The organism is Streptomyces sp. WY228, assembly GCF_019287315.1.
Taxonomy (GTDB): domain Bacteria; phylum Actinomycetota; class Actinomycetes; order Streptomycetales; family Streptomycetaceae; genus Streptomyces; species Streptomyces caviscabies.
Genome location: NZ_CP079114.1, coordinates 7706431 through 7724344 on the forward strand (window position 1 = coordinate 7706431; position 17914 = coordinate 7724344).

The window sequence follows — 17914 nt, forward strand, 5'->3', positions numbered from 1 at the left end:
CCCCTTGTGACGACGGCGCGGCTCGTCCGGCCTGATCGTCAGGAAGCATAGGCGAGCGACGGAACCCGCTGACTCACGCCTCGACGCTCATCCCCTTGCGCAGCTGCCGGACGATCCTGCTGAGCAGCCGCGACACATGCATCTGGGACACACCCAGCTCCGCGCCGATCTGCGACTGCGTCATCTCAGCCCCGAACCGCATCTGCACGATCCGGCGCTCCCGGTCGTCGAGCTGGTCCAGCAGCGGAGCCAGGGTGTGCAGGTTCTCGACGGTCTCCATGGCCGGATCCGTCTCGCCGAGGACATCGGCGTACGCCCGCTGCTCCTGGCCGGAGTCGCTGTCCGCGGAGGGGGTGTCGAGCGAACCGGCCGAGTAGCCGTTGGCCGCCACGAGCCCCTCGATGATCTCCTCCTCGGGGAGGTCGAGGTGGGCGGCCAGCTCCTTGACGGTGGGGTCGCGGTCGAGCTCGGCGGAGAGCTGTTCCTTCGCCTTGGCGAGGTCCACCCGCAGCTCCTGGAGCCGCCGCGGCACATGCACCGACCAGGTGGTGTCGCGGAAGAACCGCTTGATCTCCCCGACGATGTACGGCACGGCGAAGGTGGCGAACTCGACCTCGCGGGACAGGTCGAACCGGTCGATCGCCTTGATCAGGCCGATCGTGCCGACCTGGATGATGTCCTCGGTGTCGTCGCCGCCCCGGTTGCGGAACCGGGACGCGGCGAAGCGCACCAGCGAGAGGTTCATCTCGATCAGGGTGTTGCGGGCGTACTGGTGCTCGTGGGTGCCCTCCTCCAGGACCTGGAGCCGGTCGAAGAAGATCTTCGACAGGGCCCGTGCGTCCTGCGGGGCGATCTTCCCGGCGTCCTCGACCCAGGGCAGCTCTCCGGTGACGTCCGCTGTCCGCGCACCGGTCCGCTCGTCGCCCAGTGGCGTCGTGGTTCCGGTGGCTCGCGCTGACATCGCCGTCATGGTGTCGCCCTCCCTGCTGTCCAATGTGTCGGACGGTCGCCTGCCCGGTGCCCGCGAAGTCATGCCTCTCTTCTTCCGCTTCTTTCCCGTTCTTTCCCGCGGGCCTTTCCGCGCCCTCATCCGCCGGAGGCCGCTCGTACACCGCTCGAACGGAGCAGTGGCCCGCGCATGGCAAACTTGGGCGGGGTGTGTTTCGGCCTGCGGTGAACCACGATCCGCGGCGAGAAGATGACAGAGGAACGGCAATGACGGTGACAGAGGACAGCCCGGAGCTCGCTCCCGGAATCGAGGAGTTCGGTCCCGGTATCGACCCGGAGCGGCTGGCCGTCTGCCTGAGCGTGCTCGACGAGCTCGACCGGATCGAGGTGGACCACCCGGACGCCATCGCCGTCCGCCGGGCCACCGCCGGGATCTACCGCACGGTGAAGCAGCGTCGCCGCCAGGAGCGCCGCGCCGCGAAGACCGCCCACGACCGGGCCGTCACCGAGGCCACGGCGACCGGCTCGGCCGAGCGCATCGACGACGAGACGCAGGGCGTGCTGCCCTCCTCCTCCGCCCAGGCCGAGATCGCGGGCATCCTCCAGAGGCCCCGCTCCTGCTACATCTGCAAGACGCGGTACGTCGAGGTCGACGCGTTCTACCACCAGCTCTGCCAGTCGTGCGCCAAGGAGAACCGCGCCCGCCGCGACGCCCGTACCGACCTGACCGGACGCCGGGCGCTGCTCACCGGCGGCCGGGCGAAGATCGGCATGTACATCGCGCTGCGGCTGCTGCGCGACGGCGCGCACACCACGATCACCACGCGCTTCCCCAACGACGCGATCCGCCGCTTCAAGGCGATGGAGGACAGCGACGAGTGGATCCACCGGCTGAAGATCGTCGGCATCGACCTCCGCGACCCGGCCCAGGTCGTCGCGCTGGCCGACTCGGTCGCGGCCGAGGGCCCGCTGGACATCCTGATCAACAACGCGGCCCAGACCGTCCGCCGCTCGCCCGGTGCGTACAGCGAGCTGGTCAACGCCGAGTCGGCCCCGCTGCCCGCCGGTGAGCTTCCGGCGGCCGAGGTCATCGGCACCTTCGGCAGCGGCACGGTCGACCGGGTGGCCGCGCTGCCCGCCGCCCGCAAGGAGACCCTGAGCGCCCAGCAGGTCACGGACCTCGCCCTGGTCACCGGTTCCGCGTCGCCGGCCCGGATCGCCGCGGGCACCGCGATCGACGCGGGCGGGCTCGTCCCGGACCTGCACGACACCAACAGCTGGGTCCAGACGGTCGAGGACGTCGAGCCGATCGAGCTCCTCGAAGTCCAGCTCTGCAACTCCACCGCGCCGTTCATCCTGATCAGCCGGCTGCGCCCGGCGATGGCCGCCACCGCGGCGAAGCACGCGTACGTCGTCAACGTCTCGGCGATGGAGGGCGTCTTCAGCCGCGGCTACAAGGGCGCGGGCCACCCGCACACCAATATGGCCAAGGCCGCGCTCAACATGCTGACGCGTACCAGCGCCCAGGAGATGTTCGAGAAGGACAACATCCTGATGACGGCCGTGGACACCGGCTGGATCACCGACGAGCGCCCGCACCCGGACAAGATGCGCCTCGCCGAGGAGGGCTTCCACGCCCCTCTCGACCTGGTCGACGGCGCGGCCCGGGTCTACGACCCGATCGTGCGCGGCGAGAGCGGCGAGGCCCTTTACGGCTGCTTCCTCAAGGACTACGCCCCCGCGAACTGGTAGCCCGGACGGCCCAACCGGACCGGCGGACTCCGCGCGGCGACCCAAAACCCGGCTCAGGATGATTCCTGGGCCGGGTTTCTGCCGTGAACAGTGGCCGAAAGTGACCTACCGCACACGTTCTATCGAGCGCGGCGGCGCTCATTTGGTTACGCTGAGGCGAACGGACGCCACCGAGGGGCCCACGAAGGTTCCTCGACCGTCCTGGGACACGGTCGGAAACCCGGCCGCTGTTCCGCCCCGAACCGGCGCCACCGCGACCGACACATATCACCATCCCTGCCCGCACAGGGCGGTCGCGCGACGGCATCGGTGCCGGAGCGTCGGCGACGCCCTGGGTGACGCGACACAGAGGAGTGCGCGGTGACGACACCGGAACTGACCGAACGCGAAATCCGCCCCGCCGAACGGACCGCCGGGCGGCCCGGCCGCCCGGAGCAGCTGCGGAACATCGAGGTCTGGGCGAGGTCCGCCCCGATCCGGCTCGCCGGATACGAGGACGACCTCGCCGAGCCGCACATCCTGCCCGGCATCGACTGACCCCCGAGGATCTCCTAGGGCCCGCGGCCCGTCCCCCCGCCCTCCCGCTCCGGCGGCAGCGGCCGGGAGACGGGCCGCAGGAATTCCCGGACGTAGGTGCGGTGCCACCAGCATCCGGTGGCCCGCAGCTCCCGGAGCCCGGTGAACCGGTAGCGGTAGACCCGGGCGCGCACCCGCCGGGGCGGTCCGTCGGGGAACGGGTTGTGGCCGAGCAGCCGGAGCGTGTCCCGGTCGCCGTCCAGCAGCCGCTCGGCGAACGGACCGAACCAGGAGCGGGCGTACGCGGGGGAGAGCGCCGCGAACCACATCATCCAGTCGAGCCGCAGATGGTACGGGGCGAACAGGCGCGGCATCCGGCGCGGATCGCCCGGCTTGCCGCGGAAGCCGTACTCCCGCCACTCGGCGCCCTCGCGCGCCACCGGATCGGGGCTGCCCTCCACCACGACCTCCAGCCGCATCCGGCTGATGGAGCCGAACGCGCCATAGGTGTTGACCAGGTGCAGCGGATCGTAGGACCGGTTCATCGCCTGCCGGCGCGAGAGCAGATTGCGCGCCGGGCGGTAGCTGAGCACCAGCACCAGGGCGGTCGCCGCGAAGACCACCACCTCGTACCAGAGGGGCGGCGCGACCTGGGCCGGCGGCGGACCGGCCAGCGGGGTCCAGTCGATCGCGGAGAGCGCCAGCGCGATGGTCAGCCAGTTCAGCCAGGCGAAGTTCCCCGACAGGACGAGCCAGAGCTGGGTGAGGACCATCAGTCCGGCGGCCGCGCTCGCCACCGGCTGCGGGGTGAACAGCAGGAAGGGCACCAGCAGCTGGGTGACGTGGTTGGCGGCCACCTCGATCCGGTGCACGGGCCGGGGCAGATAGTGGAAGAACCAGCTCAGCGGCCCCGGCATCGGCTGGGTCTCGTGGTGGAAGTCCAGGCACGTCAGCTCGCGCCAGCACGCGTCCCCGCGCATCTTGATCAGCCCCGCGCCGAACTCCACCCGGAACAGCAGCCATCGCAGCAGCCACAGCACCAGCACCGGCGCGGCCGTGTCGCCGGAACCGAGGAAGACCGCCAGGAACCCCGTCTCCAGCAGCAGTGACTCCCAGCCGAATCCGTACCAGACCTGCCCCACCTGGACGATCGACAGATACAGCACCCACGGCAGCGCCCAGAGCAGCATCCCGCCCCACAGCGGCAGCAGTCCGTCGAGACCGGCGATCAGCGCGACCGAGACGGCGCAGCCGCTCCAGGCCACGGCGGCGAAGAAGCGGTCCGAGTAGTGCAGCCGGAAGAGCCCCGGAGCGGCCCGCCAGGGCGTGCGCCGCAGCAGCTCGGGCACGGGCAGCATGCCGCGCTCGCCGATCAGCGCCCGGAACTGGAGCGCGGCGGAGAGGAAGGCGACCAGATAGACCACGGCCAGCGCCCGCTGGAAGATCAGCCGGCTCAGCCAGTAGCCGTCCGCGGTGAACCATTCCATCCCTGCCAGTATCGGCCAGGAGTCAGCCCGCGGCGACGATCCGGCGCAGCGTACGGCCGAGCCTGCGGGCGTACCAGAGCTGTACGGGCGGCACCAGCGGCCCGGCGAGCCGGGCGTACCAGGAGGCCGGGCGCGAGAAGGCCAGCACTGTGAACCACACCGTGCCGTCGTCCGCGAGGTCCACCACGAAGCTCTCCTCGCCGCGCTCCGGATGCCCGGCCAGGGTGCCGTAGCCGAAGCCGGTGCGGCTGTCCTCGCCGTACGCCGTCCAGATCACCTCGCAGGGCGCCGTGAAGCGCAGCGGCCCCAGGCCCAGCGAGACCCGGACGCCGCCGCCGGGCTCCGCGCGCCGGGCCGTGGCCTCCACCCGAGCGCCGGACGCGCGGTGCATCCGCCATTCGGTTATCGCCGCGCCGGCGGCCGCGAAGTCCGCCTCGCCCCGGCCGACCCGGGTGCGGTGGTGGAGGTGGTGGTAGCCCCGGGGGAGCGGGCCGAGGCGGGTCGCGCCGACCTCCGGGTAGGTGAGGGTTCTCATGCGGTCCTGCCTCCGGTGCGGGTGAGTCCTGCTGTGCGGTCGGTCCGTTCGGTTCGTTCGGTACGGATGCGCCGCCAGGCCAGCAGCGAGCAGAGCGCGAAGCCCAGCGCGTTGCCCAGGCCATGGGTGGCGGCCATCCAGCTCAGCGTCGGGTGGGGCAGCCCGGTCGCCTCGCCGAGCGCCCAGCTCAGCGCGAGCAGCATCGTCGCCACCAGGACGGCGGCGGAGGTGAGCAGCAGGAGCCGGGTCGTCCGGTCCCGGCCGTCGGCACGCCCCATGCGCCAGGTGAGCAGACCGACCGTCCACATCCCGGCGGTCAGGACGACGGCCCCGACGAGCTCGGCCCAGTCGCCGATGAAGTAGCCGGCCAGCACGAGCAGCGTGCCGACCGGCACGCTCAGTGCGGCGAAGCGGCCGGCCGGGCCGTCCGAGACCCGGCAGACCAGACCGGCGATCAGGGCGGCGGCGAACCCGGCGTAGTGGAAGTGCGGCACGGTCAGCGCGAGGATGCCGAGGTCGAACCCGAAGAGCTCGTGCCCCGAACGCTCGGCGACCAGGGCGGTCGCGGCGACGGCCGGGGTGACCAGTGCGGTGAGCAGGGCGATCCCGGCGGGGTCGAGGTCCTGGGCGCGGACCGCCCGGCGGGGGGCGTGCAGGGCGAGCAGGACGGTGCCCAGTGCGTAGCAGCAGGCGAGCGCCGTGGCCGTGGTGGAGCGCGGCAGCCAGAGGGCGAGGGCGCCCGGTAGGGCGAAGAGGGGCCAGAGCCGGCGGATCCGCTCCAGCTCCTGCCGTCCGGAGAGCCGCAGCCCCGCCGGCACGATGACGAGCATGCCCAGCATCACGATGGCGTTGACCAGTGCGGACACGACGTACCCCCCCTGCTTTGAACGTGTTCAAGTTCTGGAAGTGAGAGTAGAGGGTTTCTTGAACGCGTTCAAGACGGGGGTGGTGGCCGGTCGTTCCGCTTGCGGGTCCGTGTCCGGTGCGGCACAGATGGTGACACCCATTCGTTCCCCAGGGACAGGCAGGAGAGCTCTGTGCGCTCACCAGGACGTTTCCGGCGTACCGCGCTCGCCGCGCTGTCCGCCGGAGTGCTGTTCGCCGTGGCCGGCTGCGACAACGGCGCCGACCGGACGGCCAAGGGCACCACGGGCACCGCCGAGGCCAAGGACGTCCTCCTTCAGCCGCTCGCGTCCCCGGGCCCGGGACCGTTCACCGCCTCCACGGCGCGGGCGACGGCCTCCGCTTCCCCCACCGGCGCACCGGACGCCGAACCGACCTCCGCCACCCGGACGGTCCATCCGGTCTCCGGCGCCGTCCCCGGGCTCTACGGCGGCACCCGTTCGGTCGCCGCCTGCGACGTCGAACAGCAGACGACCCTGCTGACCGACGACAAGGACAAGGCGAGCGCCTTCGCCGAGGCGGCGGGCATCGAGGCCGTACAGATCCCCGGCTATCTGAAGTCCCTCACCCCGGTCGTCCTGCGCGCCGACGCCCAGGTCACCAACCACGGCTACAGCGCCGGCTCGGCCACCGCCTTCCAGGCCGTGCTCCAGGCGGGCACCGCCGTCCTGGTCGACAGCCGGGGGATGCCCCGCGTCCGCTGCGCCTGCGGCAACCCGCTGGGCCCGCCCGTGGTCGCCGACGGAAAGGTCGCCCACCGCGGTGAGCGCTGGCCCGGCTACGACCCCGCGCGCATCCTCGCCATCGAGCCCGGCGTCAAGGCGGCCACCAGCCTCATCATCGTGAACGCCGACGACAACAGCTGGATCGAGCGGGCCATGGGCGACAGCGGCGGCCGCGACCGCGCGCCGGACGACCCGCCGCCCTTCGAGCCCGACGCCGACCTGCTCTTCCCGTCGCCCGGCCGGTCCACCGAGTCCGCGCCCCCGGACGCGCCGCCGTCCGACCCGGTCCCCTCCGAGCCGCAGGCGCCGACGGACCCCGGCCCCGACGAGTCGTCCGACGACTTCGGCGACCCGCCGCCCGAGGAGCCGTGGGACTACGAGGAGGGCGACCCGGACGTCGCGCCCGAGCCGACCCAGGTCTTCCCCGCCGAGCCGGAGGAGCCCGTGGGGCCCGACGCGCCCATTGGGCCGGACGAGCCCATGGAGGCGGGTCTCGGCGACGTGTTCGCCGGCTGAGTCGAGCGCCGTAGAACCAGTCGAAGAATCTGACAAATGGTGGCAGAGTGGCCGATATGGATGATCGGGTAGCGGGTGCCCTGTCACTCCCCGACGACTGGCCCGCCCACCCGGACCTCAGCCTCGCCCTGAACCGTATGGGCAGCTTCGACTGGGATCTCGACACCGGCCTCATGCACATGGACCAGGCCGCCCTGGACGTGTTCGACCTGACCCCGGACGAGTACGACGACCGGCCGGCCTCGCTCTCGCCGCGCGTGCCCACGGACGAGGCCCAGCGGCTGGACGGGCTGGTCTCGCACGCCCTGAAGAGCGGCCGCACCAACTACGGCGCGTACTTCCGCATCCTGCGGCGCGACGGCACCCTGCGCTGGACCCACACCCAGGGCTTCGTCCGGCGGGACGGGACCGGCCGCCCGCGCCGCATCATCGGGATCGTCCGCGACGCCACCCAGGAGCTGGCCGACTCCACCGCCCGGCGCGAGCTGGACGAGGAGCGCCGCCAGCGCACCAGCCTGGTCGAGGGCACCACCGCCGCGCTGGCCCACGCCCGTACGGTCAAGGACGTCATCGCCGTCCTCAAGAACTCCCAGGGGCTCGCCCACCTCGGAGCCACCAGCCTCGTCATGGGCCTGCTGGAATCCGGCCGCATCCACCTCGTGGCCGACGGCCCCGAAGGCGCGTACGTCCCCGGCACCCGGTACACCCGGGTGGACGAGCAGTACCCGATGAGCGAAGTGGTCCGCACCCTGTCCCCGCGCTTCATCGAGTCCGCCGAGGACTTCGCCGCCTCCTACCCGGTCCTGTGGCCCAACATCAGCCACCTCGGTATCACCTCCGCCGCCTATATGCCGCTGATCGCCCAGGCCCGCCCGATCGGCGCGCTCGGCCTCCTCTACCGGGACAAGGCGGGCTTCACCGCCGACGAGCGCAACCTCCTGATGGCGCTCGGCACCTCGATCGCCCAGAGCCTCCAGCGCGCGATGCTCTACGAACAGGAGCACGACCTCGCCGAGGGCCTCCAGCAGGCGATGCTGCCGCGCCGGATCCCGTCCGTGCCCGGGGCACAGGTCGCCGTCCGCTACCGCTCGGCCCGCCTCGGCCGCGACATCGGCGGTGACTGGTACGACCTGATCCCGCTGCCCGGCGGCCGGGTCGGCGCCGTCATCGGGGACGTCCAGGGGCACGACACCCACGCCGCGGCCGTCATGGGGCAGCTCAGGATCGTCCTGCGCGCGTACGCCGCCGAGGGGCACAGCCCCGCCACGGTCATGGCGCGCGCCTCCGTCTTCCTCCACGAGCTGGACACCGACCGCTTCGCCACCTGCACCTACGCCGAGGTGGACCTCACCACCGGCGTCGTCCAGGTGGTCCGCGCCGGACACGTCGACCCGCTGGTACGGGACGTGGACGGCAGCTGCCGCAGGATGCCGTCCGACGGTGGCCTGCCGCTCGGCCTCTCGGCGGAGTTCGGCCGGCTGGAGTACCCGGTCTCCACGGTCGAGCTGGACCCCGGCCAGACGATGATCCTGTTCACCGACGGCCTCGTCGAGCTGCCGGGCTCCGACCTCGACGAAGGCATGCAGCTGCTCACCACCCTCGTCACCAACGGCCCCCACGACCTGCAGAAGCTGGCCGACCAGCTCTGCGACGCCGTCGACGGGCGCGGCGGCCAGGACGATGTCGCGGTCCTCCTGCTGCGCCGCCGCGCCGCGCACGCCCCGCAGCCGGGCGGCCGGCTCCAGCAGCACGTCGCCCAGAACGACCCCGAGGCGCTGAGCTCGTCCCGGCACATGATCCGGGCCGCGGTCCGGGCCTGGGGGGCGAAGGACCGGGCCGACGAGATCGAGCTCGCGGCCGACGAGCTGATCACCAACGCGCTCATGCACACCGACGGCGGCGCGGTCGTGACGATCCGGGTGCTCGCCGGCACCGAGCGACGCCTGCGCGTCGATGTCGAGGACCGCTCCAGCGCGCTGCCCCGGCGACGCGACGCCGGGGAGTCCGGGGTGTCGGGGCGCGGCCTCATGCTGGTCGACCGGCTGGCCGACGTCTGGGGTGTGGAGTCGCGGGGCAGCGGCAAATGCGTCTGGTGCGAGTTCCTCATCCCGGCCCGCTGAACTCCGCACGTCGACGTAACAGTACGTAACATGTCTGTGCTTGACCGTAACCGACCGCAAAGGATTGACTGCGGGGGACCGGCCGCACCCCGGCCCTGCCGCCTTCGACGACAAGAGGCCCCCGTTGGGTACCGAGCTCCTCGCCCCGCTCGATCTGGCTTTCTGGCACCTCGAATCGGACGCCCATCCGATGCACCTGGGCGCGCTCGCCGTCTTCGCCCCGGCCCCCGGCGCCGGTCCGGAGAAGATTCTCGACCTGCTCGGGACCCGCGCCGCCGCCATCCCCCGGCTGCGCATGTGCGTACGGGACGTCCTGCTGCCGGTCGGCGGCAAGGCCTGGACGGTGGACAAGGGCTTCGACGTGCACCGGCACGTCGAACGCGTCGTCGTGGCCGACGGCGACTTCATGGCGGAGGCCACCCGGCTGGCCGGTGAACTGATGGAGCGACCGCTCGGCCGGGGCCTGCCGCCCTGGCGGATGTACCTCATCGGCGGGGCGGACGGCGGGCCGTTCGCCGTCCTGGTCAAGCTGCACCACGCCCTGGCCGACGGGATGCGGGCGGTCGCCATCGGGGCCGGGATCTTCGACGAGATCGCCGCCGTCACCAGCGCCCGCACCGCTGCCCGGGGGCGCCCCGCCGTCCCGCCCCGCTCCTGGCTGCCCGACCCCCGCGAGATGGCGGGCATGGCGCTCGGGCGGATCGGCGAGGTCGGCCGGGCCCTCGGGGTCGGCGCCTCCGTCGTCCGCGCCGGCCGCCTCGACCTGTGGGGCCCGTCCGCCTTCACCGCGCCCTCCAGCGGCACCCGCCGCCTGGCCACCGCCGACCTCGACGCCGGAGACCTCCAGCGGATCCGGCGGGCCGAGGGCGGCACCGCCAACGACATCCTGCTCGCCGTCGTCGCCGGGGCGCTGCGCCGCTGGATGGCCGGGCGCGGCGAGGCGCCGCCCGCCGCCGACCCGCGCGCCCTGGTCCCCGTCTCCCGGCGCAGGCCCGGCGGGGCCGCCGCCTCCGGCAACCGGCTCTCCGCCTATCTGCTCGGCCTGCCGGTCACCGCGGCCGACCCGCGCGAGCGGCTCCGGGCGGTCCGGACCGCGATGGACCGCAACAAGGCGGCCGGCCCGCTCAAGGGCGCCGGAGCCGTCGCCGTACTCGCCGACCAACTGCCGCCGCTGGCCCACCGGTTCGGCGCACCGCTGGCGGCCAACGCGGCCCGGATGCTGTTCGACGTGCTGGTCACCAGCGTGCCGCTGCCCCGCTCCGCGCTCTCGCTGGGCGGCTGCCCGCTGACCGCCCTCTACCCCATGGCGCCGCTGGCCCGGGGCCAGTCCCTCGCGGTCGCCCTGTCCACCTACGGCGGGCGGGTCCACGTGGGCCTGGTGGCCGACGGCAAGGCGCTGCCCGATCTGGACCGGCTGGCCGAGGCCGTCGAGGAGGAGTTCACCGAGCTGTACGCCGTCGTCACCGGCACGGACCGCACGCCGGTGTCCTGACAGGCAGCCGCCGGCGGGCTGCGGCAGTCTTGAACCATGCCCGAACTGCCCGAAGTCGAAGCCCTGCGGGTCTTCCTCGACGACCATCTGGTCGGCAAGGAGATCGCCCGCGTCCTCCCGCTGGCGATCAGTGTCCTGAAGACGTACGACCCGCCGCTGACCGCGCTGGAAGGCGAACGGGTCGCCTCGGTCGCCCGGCACGGCAAGTTCCTCGACATCGAAGCGGGCGGGCTCCACCTCTGCACCCACCTCGCCCGGGCCGGCTGGCTCCGCTGGAAGGACTCCTTCCCGGCCGCCCCGCCCCGCCCCGGCAAGGGCCCCCTCGCCCTGAGGCTGGTCACCGCGGACGGCGACGGATTCGACCTGACCGAGATGGGAACCAAGAAGCGCCTCTCGGTCCACCTCGTCCACGACCCCATGGAGGTCCCCGGCATCGCCCGCCTGGGCCCCGACCCCCTCGCCGACGCCTTCGACCGCGACGCGTTCGCCGCGCTGCTCGCGGGGGAGCGCCGACAGATCAAGGGCGCGCTGCGCGACCAGTCGCTCATCGCGGGCATCGGCAACGCCTACAGCGACGAGATCCTGCACGTCGCGAAGATGTCCCCGTTCAAACGGACCGCCGACCTCGGCGAGGACGACGTCACCCGCCTCCACACCGCGCTGCGCACCACACTGCGGGACGCCGTGGCCCGCTCCAGCGGGGTGGAGGCCGGGAAGCTCAAGGCCGAGAAGAAGAGCGGGATGCGGGTCCACGGACGTACCGGAGAGGCCTGCCCGGTCTGCGGGGACACCATCCTGGAGGTCTCCTTCAGCGACTCCTCGCTGCAGTACTGCCCGACCTGCCAGACCGGCGGAAAGCCGCTGGCGGACCGCAGACTCTCCAAGTTCCTCAAATAGCCGCGCCGCAGGCTACCGCGCCCCCTGCTCACCGCGTCACCGTCACCAGCCGCCGCCCGCCCGCCGTCCGCACCTCGAAGTGGTCGATGCCCTCCGGCCGCAGCGCCGCCCCGCCCGACACCTCCACAGGCCCCTCGCCCGCGCCCCCGGCCGACCAACTGCCCACCGTCTCCTCGCTGCCGTCCCGGCCCACCGCGACCAGCGCGCACACCCCCACCACCGGAACCCGCGCCACCTCCAGCGCCACCGCCGTCCCCCACTCGCGCCCCGCGGCCGTCACCACCGCCGCCACCCCCGAGGCCCCGTCGCTCCCGGACCACCGCTGCACGTCCGCCCCGTCCGCCGGGCCGCCCGAGAACCCGGCCACCCACGCGGGACCGCCCACCGCCAGCACGACCGCGGCCGCCACCAGGGCGAGCCGCCGCCGGCCCGCCCTGCGCCGCCCGGCCGCCACCACGGCCGTCAGACGCTCCGCGAGCCCGGACCCCGGGGCCACCGGCGGCCCCGCCACCGCCAGACCGTCCCGCACCCCGGCGAACTCCCGAGCCCGCTCACGGCACCCGGGACAGTCCCCCAGATGCTCCTCGAACCGGAAGGCGTCGGTGCTCCCGAGCACGCCCAGGGCATAGGCCCCCACCCGGATGTGGGGTTCGGTCGTCTGCATGTACTGCGGTACGGGAACAAGCCACGCATCACTCAAGCCACAGCCCTTGATACGGCCTAAACTCCGGCCTCATGCTGCGTGTACTCGCCGTCGACGACGAACAACCCGCCCTGGAGGAACTCCTCTACCTCCTGCGCGCCGATCCCCGGGTCCGCAGCGCCGAGGGCGCCACCGGGGCGACCGAGGCACTGCGCCGCATCGGCGGCGCGGTGGACGCGGGACCCGACGACCCGTCCGCCATCGACGTGGTCTTCCTCGACATCCACATGGCCGGACTCACCGGACTCGACGTCGCCCAGCTCCTCGCCGGATTCGCCGCGCCCCCGCTCATCGTCTTCGTCACCGCGCACGAGGGCTTCGCCGTCCACGCCTTCGACCTCAAGGCCGTCGACTACGTCCTCAAACCGGTCCGGCGCGAACGCCTCGCCGAGGCCGTCCGCCGGGTCGCCGAACAGGTGGGGGACCGGTCCGCACCGGTCCACGACAGCGCGGGCGACCAGATCCCGGTCGAGCTCGGCGGCGTCATCCGCTTCATCCCGATCGACGAGATCGCCTACGCCGAGGCGCAAGGAGACTACGCCCGCCTGCACACCGCGGGCGGCAGCCATCTCGTCCGCATCCCGCTCACCACCCTGGAGGAGCGCTGGCGCTCGCGCGGCTTCGTCCGGATCCACCGCCGCCACCTCGTGGCGCTGAACCGGATCGACGAACTGCGCCTGGACGCGGGCAGCATGAGCGTGCGCATCGGCGAGGCCGAGCTCGCCGTCAGCCGCCGCCACACCCGCGCCCTGCGCGACCTCCTGATGCGCCAGGGCGGCCGCTGAGCGACGGCACGGACCCGCCGCCGCAGGACCGGGTGGGCCGCCGCTGACCTGGGGCGACCTTCCTCGATCCCTTCCCAGCACCACCCGCCGACGCCTACACTCCGAGCCCATGTCCGCAGAGCCAACGCCCCGGCGCGAAGTGGTCACGGGGGAGCCGCGGCGGGTGCGCCCGCTGCCCCGTTACCGCACCCAGTCGGAGATCGACGAGCAGACCGCCCTCGGTGGCGCCTATGTGCGCTCGCTGATGCGCGGCCAGCTGCGCGCCGGGCTCACCGTCTTCGGCGTGCTCGCCCTCGTCGCGGGCACCCTTCCGCTTCTCTTCGCCGCGCTGAACAGCTCCGCCCTGGTCTGGGCGGTCCTCGGCTTCGCCACCTACCCGCCGCTCACCCTGGCCGCCTGGTGGTACGTCCGCCGGGCCGAGCGCAACGAACGCGACTTCGCCCGGCTGGTGGAGGGCCGCCCCGCCCCGTGAGCACCCCCGACCACATGGCGTCCTGGGTGGCGGTCGCCCTCGTCGTCCTCGCCACCGTCCTCGTCGGCGGCTTCGGGCTGCGCATCTCCCGTACGACCTCCGACTTCTACGTCGCCTCCCGCACCGTCCGCCCCCGCCTCAACGCCGCCGCGATCAGCGGCGAATACCTCTCCGCCGCCTCCTTCCTCGGCGTCGCCGGGCTCGTCCTCGTCCACGGCCCCGACATGCTCTGGTACCCGGTGGGCTACACCGCCGGATATCTGGTGCTGCTGGTCTTCGTGGCCGCGCCGCTGCGCCGCTCGGGGGCGTACACCCTGCCGGACTTCGCCGAGGGACGGCTCGAATCACGGCAGGTCCGCCGCCTGGTCAGCGCGCTCGTCGTCGGGGCGGGCTGGCTCTACCTCGTACCGCAACTCCAGGGCGCGGGGCTGACCTTGAAGATCCTCACCGGCGCACCCGGCTGGCTCGGCGACGTCCTGGTCGCCACCGTCGTGACGGCCGCCGTCGCCGCCGGCGGCATGCGCTCCATCACCTTCGTCCAGGTCTTCCAGTACTGGCTGAAGCTCACCGCCCTGCTGGTCCCGGCGCTCTTCCTGGTCCTCGCCTGGCAGGGCGAGGGCCGGCCCCGGGTCAGCCTCGACGACCAGCTCGCCGTCTTCCGGGCCGACCATCCGCTCTACGCGACGTACGGGCTGATCGTGGCCACCTTCCTCGGCACCATGGGGCTGCCGCATGTCGTCGTCCGCTTCTACACCAGCCCCAACGGCCGCGACGCCCGCCGCACCACCGTCGCCGTCCTCGCCCTGGTCGGCCTCTTCTATCTGCTGCCGCCGATCTACGGCGCGCTCGGCCGGCTCTACACACCCGAACTGCGGTACGGGGGAGACGCGGACGCCGCCGTCCTGCTGCTGCCCGCCCGGGTCATCGGCGGACTCGGCGGCGATCTTCTCGGCGCGCTGATCGCGGGAGGGGCCTTCGCCGCGTTCCTGTCCACCGCCTCCGGGCTCACCATGGCGGTCGCCGGGGTCATCACCCAGGACGTGCTGCCCTCGCGCGGGGTACGCCACTTCCGGCTCGCCACCGTCCTCGCCATCGCCGTGCCGCTCGCCGGTTCCCTGCTGGTGAGCCGGGTGCCGGTGGCCGACGCGGTGGGCATGGCCTTCGCCGTCTCCGCCTCCTCCTTCTGCCCGCTGCTCGTCCTCGGCATCTGGTGGCGTCGGCTCACCCCGCCCGGGGCCGTCGCGGGGCTCCTGCTCGGCGGCGGGTCCGCGCTCCTCGCGGTGGCCATCACCGTCAGCGGAGCCGTACGCCCACCGGGCTGGCCGCACGCCCTGCTCGCCTGGCCCGCCGTCTGGTCCGTCCCCGTGGGGTTCCTCGCGATGATCCTCGTCTCGCTCGCCACCCCGGGGCGGATCCCCCCGGGCACCAACGCCGCCATGACCCGCTTCCACCTGCCCGAGGCCCTGACCTCGGCGCGCGGCACGGTGAGGGAACGGTGACCGGCGCCGCGATCGCCGTCCTCGTCGTGCTGGTCGCGCTGCTGCTCGGCACCGGGTTCTGGCTGGGCCGCCGCACCGCCCGCCCGCTGCGCCCCAGTGACGTCGGCACGCCAGTCGAGCACGCCACGTTCGAGACCCTGCACACCGCGTCGCTGGCCGCCCCGCCGCTGCGGGCCGGGCTCACCGAGGAGAGCGCCCGGCGCTCCGCCCGCAGGCTGCGCTCACTCCTCGGCACCGACGCCCTCTGCCTCACCGACCGGGACCGGGTGCTGGTCTGGGACGGCGCCGGGCAGCACCACGGCAAGGAGGTGATGGAGCATCTGAGGGTGCTGCTGGACAACGGCCGGGGCACCGCCTTCGACAGCGGCTGCGGCGACCTGGACTGTCCGCTGCGCTGGGCCGTCGCCGTGCCGCTCACCGTGGAGAACCGGGTCCTGGGCGCGCTCGTCGCCTACGCCCCGCGCGAATCGGCGGTGCTGGCCCGGGCGGCGGGGGAGGTGGCGCGCTGGGTCTGCGTCCAGCTGGAACTGGCCGAGCTGGACCGTTCGCGCACCCAGCTGATCGAGGCCGAGATCAAGGCCCTGCGGGCGCAGATCTCCCCGCACTTCATCTTCAACTCGCTTGCCGCCATCGCCTCGTTCGTCCGGACCGACCCGGAGGAGGCCCGCGAACTGCTGCTGGAGTTCGCCGACTTCACCCGCTACTCGTTCCGCCGGCACGGGGAGTTCACCACGCTCGCGGACGAACTGCACTCCATCGACCAGTACTTGGCCCTCGTCCGGGCCCGCTTCGGCGAGCGCCTCGCCGTGACCCTCCAGGTCGCCCCCGAGGTGCTGCCGGTCGCGCTGCCGTTCCTGTGTCTCCAGCCGCTGGTGGAGAACGCCGTGAAGCACGGCCTCGAAGGGGCGGTCACCCGCAGCCGGATCACCATCAGCGCCCTGGACGCCGGTTCGGAGGCCGAGGTGGTCATCGAGGACGACGGAACGGGCATGGACCCCGAGCGGCTGCGGCAGATCCTGCGCGGCGAGGGCGGTACGTCCACCGGCATCGGGCTGCTCAACGTGGACGAGCGGCTGCGCCAGGTCTACGGCGACGACTACGGCCTCGTCATCGAGACCGGGGTCGGGGCAGGCATGAAGATCACGCTGCGGCTGCCCAAGTACCGTGCGGGCGTGCACGGTTCCTGAGGAGTGGGGCTCAAGCTCCGAAAGGAGGAGCCGTCAGCACAGATGGACGGCCAGATGCCCCAGCGGAAGCCCCAGCTGCCAGGCCGGCGTCCAGACCCGGACCTCGCCCTCTTCCGCCGCGTCGGCCGACGGGCCCCAGGAGGCGGGGCCGATCGCGTCCAGGTCCGCCGCGAGCAGTTCGGTCTCCTCCAGCCAGCGCCAGGTCGCCCGTGCCAGCGCCAGATCGGGGTCGCCGGGCGTGGCATGGCGCCCCGCGTCCGCCAGCCGCTCGCAGACCCAGCTGCGCCAGGTGCACTCGTACGCCGTGAGCATCCGTAGTTCGTCGACCCGGCGTTCGGGCAGGGCCCGGGCGGCGGAGGTGTCCCCGGGGAAGGCGCACAGGAACATCGTCAGCGCGAGCGCGTCGCGGCCGGCCCGGAACTCCAGCGTCGACGGTTCCATCAGATCGCCGGTCCGTAACAGATCGTCGGCGATGTACTCGGTGGACAGCCAGGTCATCGGTACCTGGAGCCCGTTCCCGCCGGTCCCATCCGTATCCTCGGGACGCATCCCGTCTCGCCTCTTTCCGTGCTCGGTACCGGGCTTCACGCAGCATTGAACCGGGGGCGGGCGCCCCGCGTGGGCAGAAGGGGAGGATCGCCCAGGAGATACGAGGCTGTGAATGAGTGCCGACCCCGGCGACGACCCGCATGTGCGCCTGCTGCTGGGCGCGTACGTCCTGGACGCCCTGGACGCCGATGAGGCCTGCCGGGTCGCCCGCCACCTCCAGGGCTGCGACGCCTGTGCCCGGGTCTATGTGGAGGTGGCCGAGGCCTCCGCCCTGCTGGCGCTGCTCCGGGCCGAGGACCTGCGGGAGTAGCCGGGCAGGGTACGGGAGAGGACCCGCAGGGCGTAGTACGAACGGGACTTGACGGTCCCGGCGGGGATGCCGAGCACCGTGGCCGTCTCGCCGACGCTCAGCCCGCGGAAGTAGATCTGCACCAGCACCGCGCGGTGCTCGGGGCTGAGGGTGCGGACCGCCTCGCGGACGTCCAGGGCGCGCACGGCACGGTCGGCGGTGTCCAGGGCGTCCGGGGTGCTCTCCAGCACCGTGTCGCTGACCTCGACCGGGCGGGCCTGGCGGGAGCGCCGCGCGTCGATGGCGAGACGGCGTCCGACGGTGAACAGCCACGGCCGCATCGAGTCGTAGGGCGCGTCGAAGGCCTCGGGATGCTGCCAGGCGCGGACGAGGGTCTCCTGCACCAGGTCCTCGGCCCGCTGCCGGTCCCCGAAGGTCAGGCCGAGGAGGAAGCGGAACAGGGCGGGGCCGTGTTCCCGCTGCAACTCAGCGAGGGTCCGCTCGTCGGTCGTCGTCGTGGTGTTCATGAACGTCCTCTC

At 72.9% G+C, this 17914-nt stretch carries 18 protein-coding genes; 11 read left to right on the plus strand and 7 right to left on the minus strand.

The genetic code is table 11. From position 1 onward, the window contains the following. Positions 1-73: 73 nt before the first annotated feature. Positions 74-970 (minus strand): RNA polymerase sigma factor SigF, encoded by an 897-nt coding sequence (locus KV381_RS33585; RefSeq protein ID WP_030622920.1) that lies wholly within the window; start codon positions 968-970, stop codon positions 74-76. Between the two features lie 245 nt (positions 971-1215). Between KV381_RS33585 and KV381_RS33590 the strand changes: the two genes are divergently transcribed. Continuing rightward, on the plus strand, positions 1216-2700 hold the full coding sequence (locus tag KV381_RS33590) for an SDR family NAD(P)-dependent oxidoreductase (protein WP_098025782.1): 1485 nt from the start codon (positions 1216-1218) through the stop codon (positions 2698-2700). A gap of 360 nt (positions 2701-3060) precedes the next feature. Further along, positions 3061-3237 carry a hypothetical protein gene (locus tag KV381_RS33595; protein WP_218786987.1) on the plus strand — a complete coding sequence of 59 codons (177 nt, stop codon included), beginning with the start codon at positions 3061-3063 and terminating at the stop codon, positions 3235-3237. A 14-nt stretch (positions 3238-3251) separates the two neighbouring features. Here KV381_RS33595 and KV381_RS33600 read toward each other — a convergent pair whose 3' ends face one another. Genes KV381_RS33600 through KV381_RS33610 form a run of 3 tightly spaced genes read right to left on the minus strand, consistent with a single transcriptional unit; the run spans position 3252 to position 6104 of the window. After that, the gene (locus KV381_RS33600; protein ID WP_218786988.1) at positions 3252-4703 is read right to left on the minus strand and encodes a lipase maturation factor family protein; all 1452 of its coding nucleotides are present in this window, start codon (positions 4701-4703) and stop codon (positions 3252-3254) included. A gap of 22 nt (positions 4704-4725) precedes the next feature. Beyond that, positions 4726-5238, minus strand: coding sequence for a DUF1990 family protein (locus tag KV381_RS33605; RefSeq protein ID WP_218786989.1), 513 nt, complete (start codon positions 5236-5238; stop codon positions 4726-4728). Then, positions 5235-6104, minus strand: a complete 870-nt coding sequence (locus tag KV381_RS33610; protein WP_218786990.1) for a YndJ family protein — start codon at positions 6102-6104, stop codon at positions 5235-5237. The genes KV381_RS33605 and KV381_RS33610 overlap by 4 nt, the downstream gene beginning before the upstream one ends. 171 nt (positions 6105-6275) lie before the next feature. Here KV381_RS33610 and KV381_RS33615 point away from each other — a divergent pair, with 171 nt between their 5' ends. The 4 genes from KV381_RS33615 to KV381_RS33630 all read left to right on the plus strand — a co-directional run bounded on the left by KV381_RS33615 (position 6276) and on the right by KV381_RS33630 (position 11891). Then, positions 6276-7382 carry a DUF6777 domain-containing protein gene (locus KV381_RS33615; RefSeq protein WP_218786991.1) on the plus strand — a complete coding sequence of 369 codons (1107 nt, stop codon included), beginning with the start codon at positions 6276-6278 and terminating at the stop codon, positions 7380-7382. A gap of 56 nt (positions 7383-7438) precedes the next feature. After that, on the plus strand, positions 7439-9502 hold the full coding sequence (locus KV381_RS33620) for a SpoIIE family protein phosphatase (RefSeq protein WP_030622910.1): 2064 nt from the start codon (positions 7439-7441) through the stop codon (positions 9500-9502). A 124-nt stretch (positions 9503-9626) separates the two neighbouring features. Further along, positions 9627-10994, plus strand: coding sequence for a wax ester/triacylglycerol synthase family O-acyltransferase (locus tag KV381_RS33625; RefSeq protein ID WP_030088992.1), 1368 nt, complete (start codon positions 9627-9629; stop codon positions 10992-10994). Positions 10995-11030: 36 nt separating this feature from the next. After that, positions 11031-11891 (plus strand): Fpg/Nei family DNA glycosylase, encoded by an 861-nt coding sequence (locus KV381_RS33630; protein ID WP_030088990.1) that lies wholly within the window; start codon positions 11031-11033, stop codon positions 11889-11891. A gap of 28 nt (positions 11892-11919) precedes the next feature. On the opposite strand, the gene KV381_RS33635 is transcribed toward KV381_RS33630, so the two are convergent. Beyond that, positions 11920-12555, minus strand: coding sequence for a zf-HC2 domain-containing protein (locus KV381_RS33635; protein ID WP_030088988.1), 636 nt, complete (start codon positions 12553-12555; stop codon positions 11920-11922). Between the two features lie 71 nt (positions 12556-12626). Between KV381_RS33635 and KV381_RS33640 the strand changes: the two genes are divergently transcribed. From KV381_RS33640 to KV381_RS33655, 4 genes are all read left to right on the plus strand, one after another. Then, positions 12627-13379 (plus strand): LytTR family DNA-binding domain-containing protein, encoded by a 753-nt coding sequence (locus KV381_RS33640; RefSeq protein WP_030088986.1) that lies wholly within the window; start codon positions 12627-12629, stop codon positions 13377-13379. Positions 13380-13488: 109 nt separating this feature from the next. Next, complete coding sequence (locus tag KV381_RS33645; RefSeq protein ID WP_030622898.1) at positions 13489-13851, plus strand: hypothetical protein; 363 nt, start codon at positions 13489-13491, stop codon at positions 13849-13851. Further along, entirely contained in the window at positions 13848-15350 is a 1503-nt protein-coding gene (locus tag KV381_RS33650) for a cation acetate symporter (protein ID WP_030622896.1), read from the plus strand. Before KV381_RS33645 ends, KV381_RS33650 begins: the two co-directional genes overlap by 4 nt. Beyond that, positions 15347-16537 carry a sensor histidine kinase gene (locus KV381_RS33655; RefSeq protein ID WP_030088982.1) on the plus strand — a complete coding sequence of 397 codons (1191 nt, stop codon included), beginning with the start codon at positions 15347-15349 and terminating at the stop codon, positions 16535-16537. Before KV381_RS33650 ends, KV381_RS33655 begins: the two co-directional genes overlap by 4 nt. A gap of 33 nt (positions 16538-16570) precedes the next feature. Here the strand turns inward: KV381_RS33655 and KV381_RS33660 are convergent, their stop codons facing one another. After that, the gene (locus KV381_RS33660) at positions 16571-17086 is read right to left on the minus strand and encodes a hypothetical protein (protein ID WP_030088980.1); all 516 of its coding nucleotides are present in this window, start codon (positions 17084-17086) and stop codon (positions 16571-16573) included. Positions 17087-17198: 112 nt separating this feature from the next. Between KV381_RS33660 and KV381_RS33665 the strand changes: the two genes are divergently transcribed. Then, positions 17199-17396, plus strand: a complete 198-nt coding sequence (locus KV381_RS33665) for a zf-HC2 domain-containing protein (protein ID WP_030088978.1) — start codon at positions 17199-17201, stop codon at positions 17394-17396. On the opposite strand, the gene KV381_RS33670 is transcribed toward KV381_RS33665, so the two are convergent. Continuing rightward, positions 17330-17902, minus strand: coding sequence for a sigma-70 family RNA polymerase sigma factor (locus KV381_RS33670; protein ID WP_030088976.1), 573 nt, complete (start codon positions 17900-17902; stop codon positions 17330-17332). The two genes, KV381_RS33665 and KV381_RS33670, sit on opposite strands and share 67 nt — an antisense overlap. Positions 17903-17914 lie beyond the last annotated feature (12 nt).

What these genes read in the sequence shown, in the direction of transcription:
- KV381_RS33660 (WP_030088980.1), bottom strand. Translation starts at nt 17,086, where the DNA reads ATGCGTCCCGAGGATACGGATGGGACCGGCGGGAACGGGCTCCAGGTA.
- KV381_RS33605 (WP_218786989.1), bottom strand. Translation starts at nt 5,238, where the DNA reads ATGAGAACCCTCACCTACCCGGAGGTCGGCGCGACCCGCCTCGGCCCG.
- KV381_RS33645 (WP_030622898.1), top strand. Translation starts at nt 13,489, where the DNA reads ATGTCCGCAGAGCCAACGCCCCGGCGCGAAGTGGTCACGGGGGAGCCG.
- KV381_RS33665 (WP_030088978.1), top strand. Translation starts at nt 17,199, where the DNA reads ATGAGTGCCGACCCCGGCGACGACCCGCATGTGCGCCTGCTGCTGGGC.
- KV381_RS33620 (WP_030622910.1), top strand. Translation starts at nt 7,439, where the DNA reads ATGGATGATCGGGTAGCGGGTGCCCTGTCACTCCCCGACGACTGGCCC.
- KV381_RS33635 (WP_030088988.1), bottom strand. Translation starts at nt 12,555, where the DNA reads ATGCAGACGACCGAACCCCACATCCGGGTGGGGGCCTATGCCCTGGGC.
- KV381_RS33630 (WP_030088990.1), top strand. Translation starts at nt 11,031, where the DNA reads ATGCCCGAACTGCCCGAAGTCGAAGCCCTGCGGGTCTTCCTCGACGAC.
- KV381_RS33585 (WP_030622920.1), bottom strand. Translation starts at nt 970, where the DNA reads ATGACGGCGATGTCAGCGCGAGCCACCGGAACCACGACGCCACTGGGC.
- KV381_RS33670 (WP_030088976.1), bottom strand. Translation starts at nt 17,902, where the DNA reads ATGAACACCACGACGACGACCGACGAGCGGACCCTCGCTGAGTTGCAG.
- KV381_RS33600 (WP_218786988.1), bottom strand. Translation starts at nt 4,703, where the DNA reads ATGGAATGGTTCACCGCGGACGGCTACTGGCTGAGCCGGCTGATCTTC.
- KV381_RS33590 (WP_098025782.1), top strand. Translation starts at nt 1,216, where the DNA reads ATGACGGTGACAGAGGACAGCCCGGAGCTCGCTCCCGGAATCGAGGAG.
- KV381_RS33640 (WP_030088986.1), top strand. Translation starts at nt 12,627, where the DNA reads ATGCTGCGTGTACTCGCCGTCGACGACGAACAACCCGCCCTGGAGGAA.